15 protein-coding genes are annotated in these 15,848 nt (G+C 56.5%); 11 read left to right on the top strand and 4 right to left on the bottom strand.

The features are described from left to right. Positions 1-11 precede the first annotated feature (11 nt). From kdpB to kdpF, 3 genes are read right to left on the bottom strand one after another with little or no spacing between them, the layout of a single operon-like run. A complete protein-coding gene (gene kdpB / locus AC4ICF_RS06830) occupies positions 12-2,060 on the bottom strand; it encodes a potassium-transporting ATPase subunit KdpB (protein WP_116343903.1) in 2,049 nt (682 codons plus the stop codon). 18 nt (positions 2,061-2,078) lie between these two features. Next, entirely contained in the window at positions 2,079-3,758 is a 1,680-nt protein-coding gene (gene kdpA, locus AC4ICF_RS06835; RefSeq protein ID WP_316380484.1) for a potassium-transporting ATPase subunit KdpA, read from the bottom strand. Then, positions 3,758-3,847 carry a K(+)-transporting ATPase subunit F gene (gene kdpF, locus AC4ICF_RS06840; protein ID WP_014069365.1) on the bottom strand — a complete coding sequence of 30 codons (90 nt, stop codon included), beginning with the start codon at positions 3,845-3,847 and terminating at the stop codon, positions 3,758-3,760. Before kdpF ends, kdpA begins: the two co-directional genes overlap by 1 nt. Positions 3,848-4,156: 309 nt before the next feature. On the opposite strand from kdpF, the gene AC4ICF_RS06845 reads away from it, so the two are divergent. The 7 genes from AC4ICF_RS06845 to nei all read left to right on the top strand — a co-directional run bounded on the left by AC4ICF_RS06845 (position 4,157) and on the right by nei (position 10,264). Then, positions 4,157-4,363: a YbfA family protein gene (locus tag AC4ICF_RS06845; protein ID WP_014069366.1), complete on the top strand. Its 207-nt coding sequence runs from the start codon at positions 4,157-4,159 to the stop codon at positions 4,361-4,363. Between the two features lie 599 nt (positions 4,364-4,962). Further along, positions 4,963-6,375: a deoxyribodipyrimidine photo-lyase gene (gene phrB, locus AC4ICF_RS06850; RefSeq protein WP_316380483.1), complete on the top strand. Its 1,413-nt coding sequence runs from the start codon at positions 4,963-4,965 to the stop codon at positions 6,373-6,375. A gap of 10 nt (positions 6,376-6,385) precedes the next feature. Further along, positions 6,386-7,129 carry a type 2 GTP cyclohydrolase I gene (locus tag AC4ICF_RS06855; protein ID WP_116343919.1) on the top strand — a complete coding sequence of 248 codons (744 nt, stop codon included), beginning with the start codon at positions 6,386-6,388 and terminating at the stop codon, positions 7,127-7,129. 14 nt (positions 7,130-7,143) lie between these two features. Continuing rightward, positions 7,144-7,800, top strand: a complete 657-nt coding sequence (gene pxpB, locus AC4ICF_RS06860; RefSeq protein ID WP_316380482.1) for a 5-oxoprolinase subunit PxpB — start codon at positions 7,144-7,146, stop codon at positions 7,798-7,800. After that, positions 7,794-8,726: a 5-oxoprolinase subunit PxpC gene (gene pxpC / locus AC4ICF_RS06865; RefSeq protein WP_316380481.1), complete on the top strand. Its 933-nt coding sequence runs from the start codon at positions 7,794-7,796 to the stop codon at positions 8,724-8,726. The genes pxpB and pxpC overlap by 7 nt, the downstream gene beginning before the upstream one ends. Further along, positions 8,713-9,453 carry a 5-oxoprolinase subunit PxpA gene (pxpA, locus tag AC4ICF_RS06870; protein WP_116343908.1) on the top strand — a complete coding sequence of 247 codons (741 nt, stop codon included), beginning with the start codon at positions 8,713-8,715 and terminating at the stop codon, positions 9,451-9,453. The genes pxpC and pxpA overlap by 14 nt, the downstream gene beginning before the upstream one ends. A 19-nt stretch (positions 9,454-9,472) precedes the next feature. Beyond that, positions 9,473-10,264 carry an endonuclease VIII gene (gene nei / locus AC4ICF_RS06875; protein WP_316380480.1) on the top strand — a complete coding sequence of 264 codons (792 nt, stop codon included), beginning with the start codon at positions 9,473-9,475 and terminating at the stop codon, positions 10,262-10,264. A gap of 84 nt (positions 10,265-10,348) precedes the next feature. Here the strand turns inward: nei and AC4ICF_RS06880 are convergent, their stop codons facing one another. Next, on the bottom strand, positions 10,349-11,632 hold the full coding sequence (locus tag AC4ICF_RS06880) for a citrate synthase (RefSeq protein ID WP_047347070.1): 1,284 nt from the start codon (positions 11,630-11,632) through the stop codon (positions 10,349-10,351). 638 nt (positions 11,633-12,270) lie between these two features. Here AC4ICF_RS06880 and sdhC point away from each other — a divergent pair. Genes sdhC through sdhB form a run of 4 tightly spaced genes read left to right on the top strand, consistent with a single transcriptional unit; the run spans position 12,271 to position 15,514 of the window. Further along, a complete protein-coding gene (sdhC, locus tag AC4ICF_RS06885) occupies positions 12,271-12,675 on the top strand; it encodes a succinate dehydrogenase cytochrome b556 subunit (RefSeq protein WP_020684965.1) in 405 nt (134 codons plus the stop codon). Then, a complete protein-coding gene (gene sdhD, locus AC4ICF_RS06890) occupies positions 12,669-13,016 on the top strand; it encodes a succinate dehydrogenase membrane anchor subunit (RefSeq protein ID WP_296269967.1) in 348 nt (115 codons plus the stop codon). Before sdhC ends, sdhD begins: the two co-directional genes overlap by 7 nt. Then, positions 13,016-14,782: a succinate dehydrogenase flavoprotein subunit gene (sdhA, locus tag AC4ICF_RS06895; RefSeq protein WP_316380479.1), complete on the top strand. Its 1,767-nt coding sequence runs from the start codon at positions 13,016-13,018 to the stop codon at positions 14,780-14,782. Before sdhD ends, sdhA begins: the two co-directional genes overlap by 1 nt. A 15-nt stretch (positions 14,783-14,797) precedes the next feature. After that, a complete protein-coding gene (gene sdhB / locus AC4ICF_RS06900; protein ID WP_008501090.1) occupies positions 14,798-15,514 on the top strand; it encodes a succinate dehydrogenase iron-sulfur subunit SdhB in 717 nt (238 codons plus the stop codon). Positions 15,515-15,848 lie beyond the last annotated feature (334 nt).

Here is a 15,848-nt window from a genome sequence, read left to right on the forward strand (position 1 = left end):
TGATTCACCTTTTAAACCAGCCCGAACAGGGTCAACAGCAGGTCGATAGCCTTGATACCGATGAAAGGCACCACCAGCCCGCCCAGGCCGTAAATCCACAGGTTGCGGCGCAGCATGGCGGCCGCCGTAAGTGGCTTATAGCTCACGCCCTTCAGCGCCAGCGGGATCAGGAAGACAATAATCAGGGCGTTAAAGATCACGGCGCTCAGAATGGCCGATGCCGGGGAGTGCAGGTGCATCACGTTCAGCGCGTTTAATTGCGGATAGGTCGCGGCAAACGCGGCCGGAATGATGGCGAAGTACTTTGCCACATCGTTAGCGATACTGAACGTGGTCAGCGAACCGCGCGTCATCAGCATCTGCTTGCCAATGTGCACCACCTCAATCAGCTTGGTTGGGTTTGAGTCGAGGTCGACCATGTTCCCCGCCTCTTTTGCCGCCTGGGTACCGGAGTTCATCGCCACCGCCACGTCGGCCTGCGCCAGGGCAGGGGCGTCGTTGGTACCGTCACCGGTCATGGCGACCAGACGGCCTTCCGCCTGATACTGACGGATCAGCGCGAGCTTCGCTTCCGGCGTGGCCTCGGAAAGGAAATCATCCACGCCCGCCTCGGCGGCAATCGCCGCGGCGGTAAGACGGTTATCCCCGGTGATCATCACCGTTTTGATGCCCATTTTACGCAGCTGGGCAAAGCGCTCCTTGATGCCGCCTTTGACGATATCCTTCAGGGCAATCACCCCCAGCACGTTCGAGCCTTCTGCCACCACCAGCGGCGTGGCCCCCTGACGGGCCACGCTTTCGACCAGGCTGTCCACTTCTGGCGGGAAGTGGCCATTGTTTGCCTCAATGTGGCGACGAATGGCGTCAACGGAGCCTTTACGGATCATCCGGTCCTGAATGTTAATACCGCTCATGCGGGTTTGCGCCGTGAAGGGCACGAAGGTGGCATGCAGGCTCTGAACGTCGCGCTGGCGAAGGTTAAAACGCTGCTTGGCGAGGATCACGATACTGCGACCTTCAGGGGTTTCATCGGCAAGCGAGGAGAGCTGCGCGGCGTCCGCCAGCGTTTTTTCATCCACGCCCGGAGCGGGTAAGAATTCGGACGCCTGGCGGTTACCGAGGGTAATGGTCCCGGTTTTATCCAGCAGCAAGACATCCACGTCACCGGCTGCTTCAACCGCACGCCCGCTGGTGGCGATGACGTTTGCACCGAGCATGCGGCTCATGCCGGCCACGCCGATGGCCGACAGCAGGCCGCCGATGGTGGTGGGGATCAGGCAGACCAGCAGCGCCACCAGCACCGTGATGGTGACCGCGGTGCCGCCGTAAGCGGAGAACGGCCACAGCGTCGCGGTTGCCAGCAGGAAGACGATTGTCAGGGCCACCAGCAGGATGGTCAGGGCGATTTCGTTAGGTGTTTTACGGCGCTGGGCGCCTTCCACCATGGCGATCATCCTGTCGAGGAAAGTTTCGCCCGGGTTGACGCTGCACTGGATCACCAGCCAGTCGGAAAGAATGCGCGTCCCGCCCGTCACGGAGGCAAAATCGCCGCCGGATTCACGGATCACCGGCGCGGACTCTCCGGTAATGGCGCTTTCGTCTACCGATGCGCCACCCTCAATGACTTCACCGTCGCAGGGGATGATGTCTCCGGCTTCCACCAGCACCACATCGCCTTTGCGCAGTTCATCCGCCGGAACGTGGTCCATCTGCGCGCCGTATTTCGGCTCACGCAGCTTGCGCGCAAACGCCGTTTTTTTCACCCCTTTCAGGCTGTTGGCCTGCGCTTTACTCCGGCCTTCCGCCAGCGCTTCCGCAAAGTTGGCGAACAGCACGGTAAACCACAGCCACAGGCTGATGGCGCCGGTAAACATCGCGTTTCCCGGCATGTGGCCCGTCCCCATGGCAATCGCCAGGGCGGTGGTCAGGACGCTTCCCGCCCAGACAATAAACATCACCGGGTTGTGCCACTGCACGCGCGGGCTCAGCTTTTTGACCGCATCCATAAGCGCCTGACGAACTAACGTCGGTTCGAGCAGGGCCAGTTGTTTACGACTCATGACAAATACTCCGCAAAATCAGCGTAAAGAGAGAGTTTCCGCGACCGGGCCTAACGCGAGGGCGGGGATAAAGGTCAGGGCGCCGACCAGCAACACGGTGCCCGTCAGCAGGCCGATAAACAGCGCGCCGTGGGTCGGTAATGTCCCGGTGGTGGTCGGTTGAATTTTCTTATTCACCAGCGATCCGGCAATCGCCATGACCGGCACAATGACCCCGAAGCGACCCACGAACATGCAGAACGCCAGCAGGCAGTTCCAGAACGGTGAGTTGGCGCTTAAGCCCGCAAAGGCGCTGCCGTTGTTGTTGGCGGCAGAGGAGACTGCATAAAGCACTTCACTAAAGCCGTGAATGCCGGGGTTAAAGATGCCGCTGCGTCCGGCCTCGGTCATCAGCGCCAGCGCGGTGCCGAGCAGCACAAGCGCCGGGGTGACCAGAATCGCCAGCGCGGTTAACTTCATCTCGCGAACGTCGATTTTTTTACCGAGGTATTCCGGGGTGCGGCCAATCATCAGACCGGCAATAAATACCGCCAGCAGTACGAACAGCAGCATGCCGTAAAGACCTGAACCCACGCCGCCAAACACCACCTCGCCAATCTGCATCAGCCACATCGGGATCATGCCGCCAAGCGCGGTGAAAGAGTCGTGCATGGCGTTCACCGCCCCGCACGAGGCCGCCGTAGTGACCACCGCATACAGGCTGCTGGCGAGAATGCCGAAGCGGCTCTCTTTCCCTTCCATATTGATATTGCTATTCGCCCCAAGCTGCATGAAATGGCTGTTACCGTTCCATTCCGCCCACATCACCAGCGCCACGCAGACCACGAAGATCAGCGACATGGTCCAGAGCAGGGTGCGGCCCTGACGGCGATCGTTGACCACGTCACCAAAGGCAAAGCAGAGCGCAGCGGGGATCAGGAAGATCGCCAGCATCTGCACAAAATTGGTCAGGGCGGTAGGGTTTTCAAACGGATGCGACGAGTTGGCGTTGAAGAAGCCGCCCCCGTTCGTCCCGAGCATCTTGATGGCTTCCTGTGACGCCACTGGCCCCATCGGCAGGAGCTGTTTTGCGCCTTCAAGCGAGGTATAAGGCGTGTAAGGCAGCAGGTTTTGCAGGCTGCCCTGCTGAATAAAGAACAGCGCGATAAGCAGCGCAATCGGCAGCAGGATCCACAGCGTAATGCGCGTTAAATCCACCCAGGCGTTACCCAGAGTACTGATTTTTTGACGCGCAAACGCACGCGTCAGCGCGAAAATTACCGCGATACCACTGGCGGCAGAGAGGAAGTTCTGCACGGTTAACCCAGCCATCTGGCTGAAATAGCTGAGCGTGGTTTCACCGGCATAGGACTGCCAGTTGGTGTTGGTAACGAAACTGACTGCCGTATTCAGCGCCAGGTGCCAGGACAGGCCCGGCAACTGTTGCGGATTCAGCGGCAGGATGCCCTGAAGCATCAGCATGGCAAAAAGTGCAATCAGCCCGACAATATTCAGCAGCAGAATGGCGATCAGATATTCACGCCAGCTCATCTCCCGATCGTCGATTCCCAGTACGCGCCAGATCCCTTTCTCAACGCTTCCCGTGCCGGGCAGGGGGACGTTGTTGATAAGCCGTGCCAGTCCCGTTCCCAGCAGCCTTGCCAGAACGAACAATACCACTAAGAAACTGGCAATAAGCAAAAACGCCTGAGCAGTCATCAGAATGCCTCCGCGTTAATCAGGGCATAGACCAGATAACCCAATAACAGGAACACCAGCACGATGCCGGCAATAAGACCTGCACTCACAATCCACCTCCGGGTGACTTTTGTTGTTGTGCTAACGGTAGGATTTACGGCGCAAAGATTTCGCAAAAATGCGGAGGGCGGATGTAAAAAAAGTATAAAAATGCCAAAGGCCACAAATTAACTATTGATAAGTAAACTGTTAACTTTTTTGTAACTTAATTACGGCGGAAGTGTAAATATTCACTAAATGGATAAAAATAAGTGGTCGGATGAGTAGTAAAATTACACGCAAAGCGATATTATTTTAGCCAGGTCACAGATTTCACATTTTCCGGAGAAGATTTCCGGCCAACTACAGGGGAGAAAAATATGGATCTTTATAAAGAGTATCCGGCTCATATCGTGTTCATGCGTCGCACTTTCGCCGTAGTGGCTGGCGTGCTGGCCCTGCCGGTGATGCTGTTCTGGAAAGATCGTGCGCGTTTTTACAGTTATCTGCACCGCGTCTGGGCGAAAACCAGCGAAAAGCCGGTGTGGATGGATCAGGCCGAGAAAGCGACCTGCGATTTCTACTGAAACGACGCTGACGCGTAGCTATAAAAAAAACCGCCAATAGCAATATGGCGGTTTTTTTGTCCCTCGGGATTCGCGGTCCGTTGGGTGGTCTTGCAGCCCCTACCCGGGATTCTTATCATACCCTCCTGTAATCAGATGGCAACCCCTCGAAACCTTTATAAATTCCTAATTTTATTCGAGTATCTTACCTTTATAGCGGATGTTAATTATGATGCTGCGTCCCTTTCCGCCATCTCGCAAATGGGCATCGGTCCTGGGAAAGGTGTATTTACAGCCGTAAAGCAGCCCGCCTACCCGGGCTTGTGTCCACCGACTTATCACCGGTGGTGAACGGTGGAGCGGTTAGCTGCAGGGACCGCATAATGAAACGCTATTTTTGCATCGCGTTCATTGTCGCCAGCGTACTCGTTGTAAAGAGCGATGAACCGAATGTGTTTGTCGCTTTAACTACGATAGCGCAGGACAAGTAGCGTTAAGGCCGCCTCGAGCGGCCTTTTTTATTTCATCCCGTCTACACTTCATGGCAAAGTAGTTCAATGCATGCTTTTTCCTTTTACGGCATGCCCTTATGGACATAATGGATATTCGCCTGGAGTTTTATGCCCACCCATCTGGTTTGGTTTCGCGCGGATTTGCGCGTACATGACAACATCGCACTCGCGGCGGCCTGTCGCGCCAAAGACGCTAACGTATTGGCTCTGTTTATGGCTACGCCCGAGCAGTGGCGGCAGCACGATATGGCTCCGCGGCAGGCGGCTTACCTCAAATCCCATCTGAACGAACTGCAACGCGCGCTTGCCGAAAAAGGCATTCCGCTGATCTACAAAGAGGTCAGCGATTTTACCGCGCAGCTTCATATGCTGCAGGAGATATGTCAGCAGAACGGCGTTACGCATCTTTTTTATAACTACCAGTACGAACTGAACGAACAGCAGCGGGATCGCCAGCTGGAGAAAATGCTCGGAGAGGTGGTTTGTGAGGGATTTGATGACAGCGTGATGCTGGCACCGGGCAGCGTGATGACCGGCGGTCACGAAATGTATAAAGTGTTTACGCCGTTTAAAAATGCTTTTGTTAAACGCCTGAAAGAGGCGCTGCCGGAGTGCGTACCTGCGCCCGCCGTCAGAGGGGAGGTTATAACCAATCAGCCTGAATTAACGTTTAGCTATCCCCAACAGGCATTTGATGAACTACTGTTTCCTGCCAATGAGAAGGCCGCTATTGCGAAGCTGCGCCAGTTTTGCAAACAGGGTGCGGGAGAGTACGACGCGCGCAGGGATTTCCCGGCAATTGAAGGAACAAGCCGTTTATCGGCAAGCCTGGCGCTGGGCGTGCTCTCTCCTCGCCAGTGTTTACATCGTCTTCTGGCCGAACAGCCGCAGGCGCTGGACGGAGGGGCGGGCTCGGTGTGGCTGAACGAACTTATCTGGCGCGAATTCTATCGCCATCTGATGACCTATCATCCCGATCTCTGTAAGCATCGTCCGTTCATTCCCTGGACCGATAACGTCAAATGGCAGCACGATGAGGCGCTTTTACAGGCCTGGCAAAAAGGGGAGACAGGCTTTCCGATTGTTGATGCCGCCATGCGCCAGCTAAATGAAACCGGGTGGATGCACAACCGTCTGCGAATGATTACCGCCAGCTTCCTTGTGAAAGATCTGCTTATCGACTGGCGCGTTGGGGAGCGCTATTTTATTTCTCAGCTGATTGACGGTGACCTGGCGGCAAATAACGGCGGCTGGCAGTGGGCGGCCTCTACCGGCACCGATGCGGCTCCCTATTTCAGGATTTTTAATCCGACTACCCAGGGGCAAAAATTTGATGCTAACGGCGACTTTATTCGCCGCTGGTTGTCCGCGCTCAGGAACGTTCCTGCAAAAGCGATCCACGACCCGTGGGCATGGGCGGATAAACAGGGCGTAAAGCTCGATTATCCCCGCCCGATCGTTGACCATAAACAGGCGCGCGTCGCCACGCTGGCGGCGTACGAGGCCGCACGAAAAGTTTGAGAGAATGATGATGAAAAACAGTGAACTGGAACGCCTGATTAACGAAAAGCTTAATACCGCCTCCTTCAGCGACTACGGCCCGAATGGCCTGCAGGTGGAAGGGCGCGAAACGGTGCAGAAAATCATCACCGGCGTGACGGCAAGCCAGGCGCTGCTGGATGAGGCGGTGCGTCAGGACGCCGATGCGGTGATTGTCCATCACGGCTACTTCTGGAAAAACGAATCGCCGATTATTCGCGGCATGAAGCGCAATCGCCTCAAAACGCTGCTGGCGAATGACATCAACCTGTACGGTTACCATCTGCCGCTGGATGCACATCCGGAACTGGGGAATAACGTCCAGCTGGCGCAGCTGTTGGGGATTACCGTAATGGGCGAAATCGAGCCGCTGGTGCCGTGGGGTGAACTGTCGATGCCGGTACCGGGCCTGGAGCTGGCTTCCTGGATCGAGGCGCGCCTGGGGCGTCGTCCGCTGTGGTGCGGCGATACCGGGCCGGATAAGGTGAAGCGTGTGGCCTGGTGTACCGGCGGCGGTCAGGGCTTTATCGACAGCGCCGCGCGCTTTGGTGTCGATGCGTTTATTACCGGCGAAGTCTCCGAGCAGACGGTTCACTCTGCGCGCGAGCAGGGGCTGCATTTTTACGCGGCAGGCCACCACGCTACCGAGCGCGGCGGTATTCGCGCCCTCAGCGAGTGGCTGACGGAAAATACCGATCTTGATGTGACTTTTATTGATATTCCTAATCCGGCCTGATGAGAGGTAGTTAAGTGCAGCGAGCGCGTTGTTATCTTCTGGGTGAAACCGCAGTCGTTCTGGAGCTTGAACCGCCGGTTACGCTCGCCACGCAGAAGCGTATCTGGCGGCTGGCACAGCGTCTGCCCGACATGCCGGGCGTCGTTGAGGCCATTCCGGGTATGAATAATATCACGGTGGTGTTGCGTAACCCGCACACGGGGGCGCTGGATGCGATTGAGCGCCTGCAGCGCTGGTGGGAGGAGAGCGAAGCGCTGGAGCCGGAATCGAGGACGATTGAGATCCCGGTTGTTTATGGCGGTAAGGGCGGCCCCGATCTGCGCGTAGTAGCCGAACACTGCGGTCTCACGGAAAAGCAGGTTGTTGAACTGCACAGCTCGGTGGAGTACGTCGTCTGGTTTCTGGGTTTTCAGCCGGGCTTTCCGTATCTGGGCGGACTATCTCCCCGGCTGCATACCCCGCGTCGGGCCGAACCGCGCCTGAGCGTTCCCGCGGGAACGGTGGCGATTGGCGGTGAACAAACCGGAATTTATCCGCTTACCTCACCGGGCGGCTGGCAGCTTATCGGGCACACCTCCATGCCGCTATTTGAACCGGGGCAGGATACGCCGATCCTCCTGCAACCGGGTGATACCCTGCGCTTTATCCCGCAGAAGGAGGGGGTATGTTAACGCTTATTCGCGCGGGGCTTTACACCTCCGTTCAGGATGCCGGGCGCTTTGGCATGCGCCAGTCCGGCGTGAGCTACTGCGGCGCGCTTGACCGCCCATCGCTGGAGATTGCCAACCTGCTGGTCGGCAACCCGGGCAGTACGGCGGCGCTAGAAATTACTCTGGGTCAGTGTGTGATTGAGTTTGGTCAGGAGACCTGGTTCGCCTTAACCGGCGCGGGCTGCGACGCGACGCTGGACGGCAAAGCGGTGTGGACCGGCTGGCGTCTGCGGGCGAAGGCCGGGCAGCGCTTGACGCTCAAACGTCCGCTCCACGGTGTGCGTAGCTATCTTGCGGTGGCGGGGGGCATTGACGTGCCGGAGGTGTTGGGGTCATCCAGTACCGATCAAAAAGCGGGCATCGGCGGACATGAAGGGCGCCTGCTGCGCGACGGGGATCGCCTGGCGATTAAGCCGTCAGCGCGCCATTTCTCCACCACGCAGGGCGTAAAACAACTGCTGTGGGGGAACGTGATCCGTGCCTTGCCGGGACCGGAATATCAGGAGTTTGATGAGGCTTCTAAAGAGTCGTTCTGGCGCGCGCCGTGGAAGATCAGCCCGCAGAGTAACCGCATGGGCTACCGTCTGCAGGGGCAGCCGCTGACCCGCACGACGGACCGGGAGCTGCTTTCCCACGGCTTGCTGCCGGGCGTGATTCAGGTGCCGGGCAACGGGCAGCCCATCGTGCTGATGAACGATGCGCAAACCACCGGCGGTTACCCGCGCATTGCCTGTATTATCGACGCGGATCGCTACCATCTGGCGCAAATTCCTCTCGGCCAGCCGATTCATTTCGTACAGTGTTCGCTGGAGGAGGCGCTGAAAGCGCGGCAGGATCAGCAGCGTTATCTCGAACAGCTGGCGTGGAGGCTTGATGGTAAAAATTGATTTAAACGCCGATCTTGGGGAGGGCAGCAGCGCCGATGCGGAACTGATGACCCTGGTCTCCTCGGTCAATATCGCCTGCGGCTTTCACGCGGGGGATGCGCAAACCATGCTGGAGAGCGTGCGTAATGCCATTAAAAACGGCGTGGCGATTGGCGCTCACCCGAGCTTCCCTGACCGGGAGAACTTTGGCCGCACGGCGATGGATCTGCCCCCTGAGACGATCTACGCGCAAATGCTCTACCAGATCGGTGCGCTGGAGGTGATGGTGCGCGCTGAGCACGGCGTGCTGCGCCACGTGAAGCCGCACGGTATGCTCTACAATCAGGCGGCGAAAGATGCTGCTCTGGCGGACGCCATTGCCCGCGCGGTGCGGGACTGCAATCCGCAGCTGATTTTGGTGGGCCTGGCGGGCAGCGAGCTTATTCGCGCCGGAGAGCGGCTGGGGCTGACGACGCGGCAGGAAGTCTTTGCCGATCGGGGATACATGCCGGACGGCAGTCTTGTTCCGCGCACGCAGGCCGGTGCGCTGATTACTGATGAAGGCAAAGCGCTGGCGCAGACGCTGGAGATGGTGCGCGCCGGGCGGGTTACCGCCGTGGATGGAACTTCGGCAATTGTTCAGGCCGATACGGTGTGTTTACACGGCGACGGTGAGCATGCGCTCCAGTTCGCGCGCCGCCTGCGGGCAGCGTTCTCTGAAGAGGGCATCCTCGTCAGCGCCGAATAATGACGATAAGGATACAAAAATGCCAGAAGGTCCGGAGATCCGCCGCGCGGCGGATAGCCTGGAGGCGGCGATCAAGGGCAAACCCCTGACCGATGTCTGGTTTGCTTTTCCTCAGCTAAAACCGTTTGAATCAGAGCTGGTGGGGCAGACGGTGACCCACATTGAAACGCGCGGCAAAGCGTTGCTCACGCATTTTTCCCATAACCTGACGTTATATAGCCATAACCAGCTTTACGGCGTCTGGCGCGTGGTGGAGTCGGGTGAACAGCCGCAAACCACCCGCGTGCTGCGCGTCAGGCTGCAAACGGCGGATAAGGCGATCCTGCTGTACAGCGCGTCAGATATCGAAATGTTAACGCCGGAGCAGCTGCTCACGCATCGATTTCTTCAGCGCGTCGGGCCGGACGTGCTGGACATGCGCCTGACGGCGAGTGACGTGAAGGCGCGTCTGTTATCACCAAAATTCCGCAACCGTCAGTTTTCCGGGCTGTTGCTCGATCAGGCATTCCTGGCCGGATTAGGTAACTACCTGCGGGTGGAGATCCTCTGGGAAGTGGGGCTGGCGCCGCAGCACAAGGCCTCACAGCTGAGCGATGATCAGCTGGAGGCGCTGTCGCAGGCGTTGCTGGATATTCCGCGGCTGTCTTACAACACGCGCGGCGTGGTGGATGAGAACAAGCATCACGGGGCGCTGTTCCGGTTCAAGGTGTTTCATCGGGCGGGTAAGAAGTGCGAGCGGTGTGGCGGGATAATTGAGAAGACCACGCTCTCTTCACGACCGTTTTACTGGTGTCCTCGGTGCCAGACGTAAAAAAGCCGGGTGGCGGCTACGCCTTACCCGGCTTACATTTCGCACTTGTAGGCCCGGCAAGCGAAGCGCCGCCGGGCGTGTTTATTAGCGCTTAATATCAGACTTAAAATCACGCTGCTCGTAGCCGGTATACAGCTGACGAGGACGAGCAATTTTCATGCCTTCGCTGTGCATTTCGTTCCAGTGCGCAATCCAGCCCACGGTACGCGCCATGGCGAAGATCACGGTGAACATGGAAGACGGAATGCCCATCGCTTTCAGAATAATGCCAGAGTAGAAATCGACGTTCGGGTAGAGTTTCTTCTCGATGAAGTACGGGTCGTTCAGCGCGATGTGTTCCAGCTCCATCGCCACTTCCAGCAGATCATCTTTGGTACCCAGCTCTTTCAGCACTTCGTGGCAGGTCTCACGCATGACGGTGGCGCGCGGGTCGTAGTTTTTGTAAACACGGTGACCGAAGCCCATCAGGCGGAAGGAGTCATTCTTGTCTTTCGCACGACGCACGAACTCAGGAATATGCTCAACGGTGCTGATCTCTTCCAGCATCTTCAGAGCCGCTTCGTTCGCGCCGCCGTGCGCCGGTCCCCACAGGGAGGCGATGCCCGCAGCGATACAGGCGAACGGGTTCGCGCCTGAAGAGCCTGCGGTACGGACGGTAGAGGTAGAGGCGTTCTGTTCGTGGTCAGCGTGCAGGATCAGAATACGGTCCATTGCGCGTTCCAGCACCGGGTTCACTTCGTACTCTTCGCACGGCGTGGAGAACATCATGCGCAGGAAGTTACCGGCGTAGGAGAGGTCGTTACGTGGGTACACAAACGGCTGGCCGATGGAGTATTTGTAACACATCGCCGCCATGGTAGGCATTTTGGACAGCAGACGGAACGCCGCGATATCACGGTGACGCGGGTTATTCACGTCAAGAGAATCGTGGTAGAACGCCGCCAGCGCACCGGTAATACCGCACATCACCGCCATCGGGTGAGAGTCACGACGGAACGCATGGAACAGACGGGTAATCTGCTCATGGATCATGGTGTGACGGGTTACGGTGGTTTTGAATTCATCGTATTGCGCCTGCGTCGGCTTTTCGCCGTTAAGCAGGATGTAGCACACTTCCAGGTAGTTGGATTCGGTGGCTAACTGATCGATGGGGAAGCCGCGATGGAGCAGGATACCTTCGTCACCGTCAATGTAGGTGATTTTGGATTCGCAAGATGCGGTAGAGGTAAATCCAGGGTCAAAGGTAAATACTCCTTTGGAACCCAGCGTACGGATATCAATAACATCCTGACCGAGCGTGCCTTTTAGCACATCCAGTTCAATAGCATCATCACCATTTAGGGTGAGTTTTGCCTTTGTATCAGCCATTTACGGTCTCCTTAGCGCCTTATGCTTAAGACTGCTTTTACCGGATTTGCATTCAGCTGTTAATCACCGTTACCAGATTGTTATTTGGCTTACCGCTCAGCTCACGAGGAGTAACCAGGGTACAGAGCTATGGCGCCTTGCAGGTAAACGAATGAAATATCAGTGAAACAACAGCAAATCAGCGTTTTTGCAGTCCGAATTATTCAAACCTGTATATCACTAATAACTGTCCTGATAACTTCGGTCAATACCATCACACTGTTACATAACTATTTGTCAGGTGAAAGAGAGACCTCATAACTTTTGCGCATTATATGCCTTTTCTGATGACGTTTGTAACAATAATGTTTAACATTTGTCAAATCAGATGATTAAAAATTAAAAAGATGTTGTTATCGTGACCCTGATCACTGTTCCAGAGAAAACCCAACAAACTGTATGTAGGTTAATTGTAATGATTTTGTGAACGGCCTATACTGCCGCCAGGTCTCCGGAACACCCTGCAATCCCGAGCCACCCAGCGTTGTAACGTGTCGTTTTAGCATCTGGAAGCAATGTTTTGCATGACGCGCAGTTATAGAAAAGGAACGCTGCTTGACCCGCATCGCAGTCCGGAGGAAGGAAACAATAAGAACAGCATGTGGGCGTTATTCATGATAAGAAATGTGAAAAAACAAAGACCTGTCAATCTGGATCTGAAAACGATCCGGTTCCCCGTAACAGCAATAGCGTCCATTCTGCACCGTGTTTCTGGTGTGATTACGTTTGTGGCGGTCGGTATTTTGCTGTGGTTACTGGGCACCAGCCTCTCTTCCCCTGAAGGATTCCTCCAGGCTTCGGCCATCATGAACAGCTTCTTCGTGAAATTCATCATGTGGGGCATTCTGACCGCGCTGGCATACCACGTCGTCGTGGGTGTTCGCCATATGCTGATGGACTTTGGTTATCTCGAAGAGACCTTCGAAGCCGGGAAACGCTCCGCAAACATTTCATTTGTGATTACTGTCGTGCTTTCACTTCTCGCAGGAGTTCTCGTATGGTAAGCAACGCCTCCGCATTAGGACGCAACGGCGTACATGACTTCATTCTGGTCCGTGCTACCGCTATCGTTCTCACCCTTTACATCATCTATATGATCGGTTTCTTCGCGACCAGCGGCACGCTGACGTGGGAAATCTGGAGTGGGTTCTTCGGATCCGCCTTCACCAAAGTGTTCACCCTGCTGGCCCTGTTCTCCATCCTTATTCATGCCTGGATTGGCATGTGGCAGGTGTTGACCGATTACGTAAAACCGTTAGGCGTTCGCCTCCCGCTGCAGCTGGCCATTGTTGTTGCACTGGTGGTTTACGTTATTTATGGATTCGTTGTGGTGTGGGGTGTGTAATGAAACTGCCAGTCAGAGAATTTGATGCTGTTGTAATTGGTGCCGGTGGCGCAGGTATGCGTGCCGCACTGCAAATTTCCCAGAGCGGCCAGACCTGTGCGCTGCTCTCTAAAGTGTTCCCGACCCGTTCCCACACTGTGTCTGCGCAGGGCGGTATCACCGTTGCGCTGGGTAACTCCCACGAAGATAACTGGGAATGGCACATGTACGACACGGTTAAAGGTTCCGACTATATCGGCGACCAGGATGCCATCGAATATATGTGTAAAACCGGCCCGGAAGCGATTCTGGAGCTGGATCACATGGGGCTGCCGTTCTCCCGTCTGGAAAATGGCACCATCTATCAGCGTCCGTTTGGTGGCCAGTCGAAAAACTTCGGCGGCGAGCAGGCGGCACGTACCGCGGCGGCGGCTGACCGTACCGGCCACGCGCTGCTGCACACCCTGTATCAGCAGAACCTGAAAAACCACACCACCATCTTCTCCGAGTGGTACGCGCTGGATCTGGTGAAAAACGCCGATGGCGCGATCGTCGGCTGTACCGCGCTGTGCATCGAAACCGGTGAAGTGGTTTACTTCAAAGCCCGCGCTACCGTGCTGGCGACTGGCGGCGCAGGCCGTATTTACCAGTCCACCACCAACGCCCACATCAACACCGGTGACGGTGTCGGTATGGCTATCCGCGCGGGCGTGCCGGTGCAGGATATGGAGATGTGGCAGTTCCACCCAACCGGTATCGCCGGTGCGGGCGTGCTGGTAACAGAAGGCTGCCGTGGTGAAGGTGGCTACCTGCTGAACAAACACGGCGAGCGCTTCATGGAGCGTTATGCCCCGAATGCGAAAGACCTGGCGGGTCGTGACGTGGTGGCGCGTTCCATCATGATCGAAATCCGTGAAGGCCGCGGCTGTGACGGCCCATGGGGTCCACACGCGAAGCTGAAGCTCGACCATCTGGGTAAAGAGGTGCTGGAATCCCGTCTGCCGGGCATCCTGGAACTGTCCCGCACCTTCGCCCACGTCGACCCGGTGAAAGAGCCGATTCCGGTTATCCCAACCTGCCACTACATGATGGGCGGTATTCCGACCAAAGTGACCGGTCAGGCGCTTACCGTGAACGAGCAGGGCGAAGACGTGGTTATCCCTGGCCTGTTCGCCGTAGGCGAAATTGCCTGCGTGTCCGTACACGGCGCAAACCGTCTGGGCGGCAACTCGCTGCTGGACCTGGTAGTGTTTGGTCGTGCGGTGGGTCTGCATCTGCAGGAATCCATTGCCGAGCAGGGCGCGCTGCGTGACGCAACTGACGAAGAAATCGATGCCTCTCTTGAGCGCCTCAACCGCTGGAACGGTAACCGTAACGGCGAAGATCCGGTTGAAATCCGTAAAGCGCTGCAGGAGTGCATGCAGCACAATTTCTCGGTATTCCGCGAAGGCGACGCGATGGCCAAAGGTCTTGAGCAGCTGAAAGCGATCCGCGAGCGTCTGAAAAATGCCCGTCTGGACGACACCTCCAGCGAGTTCAACACCCAGCGCGTTGAGTGCCTGGAGCTGGATAACCTGATGGAAACCGCGTTCGCGACGGCGATGTCGGCAAACTTCCGTACCGAAAGCCGTGGCGCGCATAGCCGCTTCGACTTCCCGGAGCGTGATGACGAAAACTGGCTGTGCCATTCCCTGTATCTGCCAGAGTCGGAAACCATGACGCGTCGTAGCGTCAACATGGAACCGAAACTGCGTCCGGCGTTCCCGCCGAAGATTCGTACTTACTAATGCGGAGACAGGATAATGAAACTCGAATTCTCAGTTTATCGTTATAACCCGGATGTTGATGATGCTCCGCGCATGCAGGATTACACCCTGGAAGCGGAAGAAGGCCGTGACATGATGCTGCTGGATGCGTTAATCCAGCTGAAAGAAAAAGATCCTACGCTGTCGTTCCGCCGCTCCTGCCGTGAAGGGGTTTGTGGCTCTGACGGGGTGAACATGAACGGCAAAAATGGCCTGGCCTGCATCACGCCAATTTCAGCGTTGCAGCGTCCTGGTCAGAAAATTGTTATCCGTCCTCTGCCAGGCCTGCCGGTCGTGCGTGATTTGGTGGTAGACATGGGGCAATTCTATGCACAATATGAGAAGATTAAGCCTTACTTATTGAATAATGGGCAAAATCCACCCGCTCGCGAGCACTTACAGTCTCCCGAGCAGCGTGAAAAACTCGATGGGTTGTACGAGTGTATTCTCTGTGCATGTTGTTCAACGTCCTGTCCGTCGTTCTGGTGGAACCCGGACAAGTTTATCGGCCCGGCCGGTCTGCTGGCTGCCTATCGCTTCCTGATCGATAGCCGCGACACCGAAACCGATAGCCGTCTGGAAGGACTGAGTGACGCTTTCAGCGTATTCCGCTGCCATAGCATCATGAACTGCGTCAGTGTGTGTCCGAAGGGGCTGAACCCGACGCGCGCCATCGGCCATATTAAGTCGATGCTGCTGCAGCGCAGTGCGTAAGTAGTGAGAGGGGAGCGCTGTTCCCCTCACCCTAACCCTCTCCCTAAGGGAGAGGGAACAGATTGCAGAAACCTTTAAAAACTGCCAGTTAAGTAAATAATCGAGACGTTCAGCGCGAGACAAGGCGCGGCTGAACGAATCCCCTGGAGCATAGTTAACTATGTGACTGGGGTGAGTGAAAGCCGCAACGCAGTTGCAGCCGGAACGACGAAGATTATTTAGACAGTTTCTAAAGGTTCCTTCGCGGGCCAATAAGAGCTCGCAGGTGAACCCCGGCACGTACACGTGGTGTGCGTGGTAGTTTCTACGGCGAAAGTAAGCATAAAAATGCTTA

This window comes from Enterobacter sp. ECC_219_Taxon_10 (assembly GCF_058354905.1).

Coding starts and splice junctions, on each gene's coding strand:
- kdpB (WP_116343903.1), bottom strand. CDS start 2,060: ATGAGTCGTAAACAACTGGCCCTGCTCGAACCGACGTTAGTTCGTCAG.
- kdpA (WP_316380484.1), bottom strand. CDS start 3,758: ATGACTGCTCAGGCGTTTTTGCTTATTGCCAGTTTCTTAGTGGTATTG.
- AC4ICF_RS06845 (WP_014069366.1), top strand. CDS start 4,157: ATGGATCTTTATAAAGAGTATCCGGCTCATATCGTGTTCATGCGTCGC.
- phrB (WP_316380483.1), top strand. CDS start 4,963: ATGCCCACCCATCTGGTTTGGTTTCGCGCGGATTTGCGCGTACATGAC.
- AC4ICF_RS06855 (WP_116343919.1), top strand. CDS start 6,386: ATGAAAAACAGTGAACTGGAACGCCTGATTAACGAAAAGCTTAATACC.
- pxpC (WP_316380481.1), top strand. CDS start 7,794: ATGTTAACGCTTATTCGCGCGGGGCTTTACACCTCCGTTCAGGATGCC.
- pxpA (WP_116343908.1), top strand. CDS start 8,713: ATGGTAAAAATTGATTTAAACGCCGATCTTGGGGAGGGCAGCAGCGCC.
- nei (WP_316380480.1), top strand. CDS start 9,473: ATGCCAGAAGGTCCGGAGATCCGCCGCGCGGCGGATAGCCTGGAGGCG.
- AC4ICF_RS06880 (WP_047347070.1), bottom strand. CDS start 11,632: ATGGCTGATACAAAGGCAAAACTCACCCTAAATGGTGATGATGCTATT.
- sdhC (WP_020684965.1), top strand. CDS start 12,271: ATGTGGGCGTTATTCATGATAAGAAATGTGAAAAAACAAAGACCTGTC.
- sdhD (WP_296269967.1), top strand. CDS start 12,669: ATGGTAAGCAACGCCTCCGCATTAGGACGCAACGGCGTACATGACTTC.
- sdhA (WP_316380479.1), top strand. CDS start 13,016: ATGAAACTGCCAGTCAGAGAATTTGATGCTGTTGTAATTGGTGCCGGT.
- sdhB (WP_008501090.1), top strand. CDS start 14,798: ATGAAACTCGAATTCTCAGTTTATCGTTATAACCCGGATGTTGATGAT.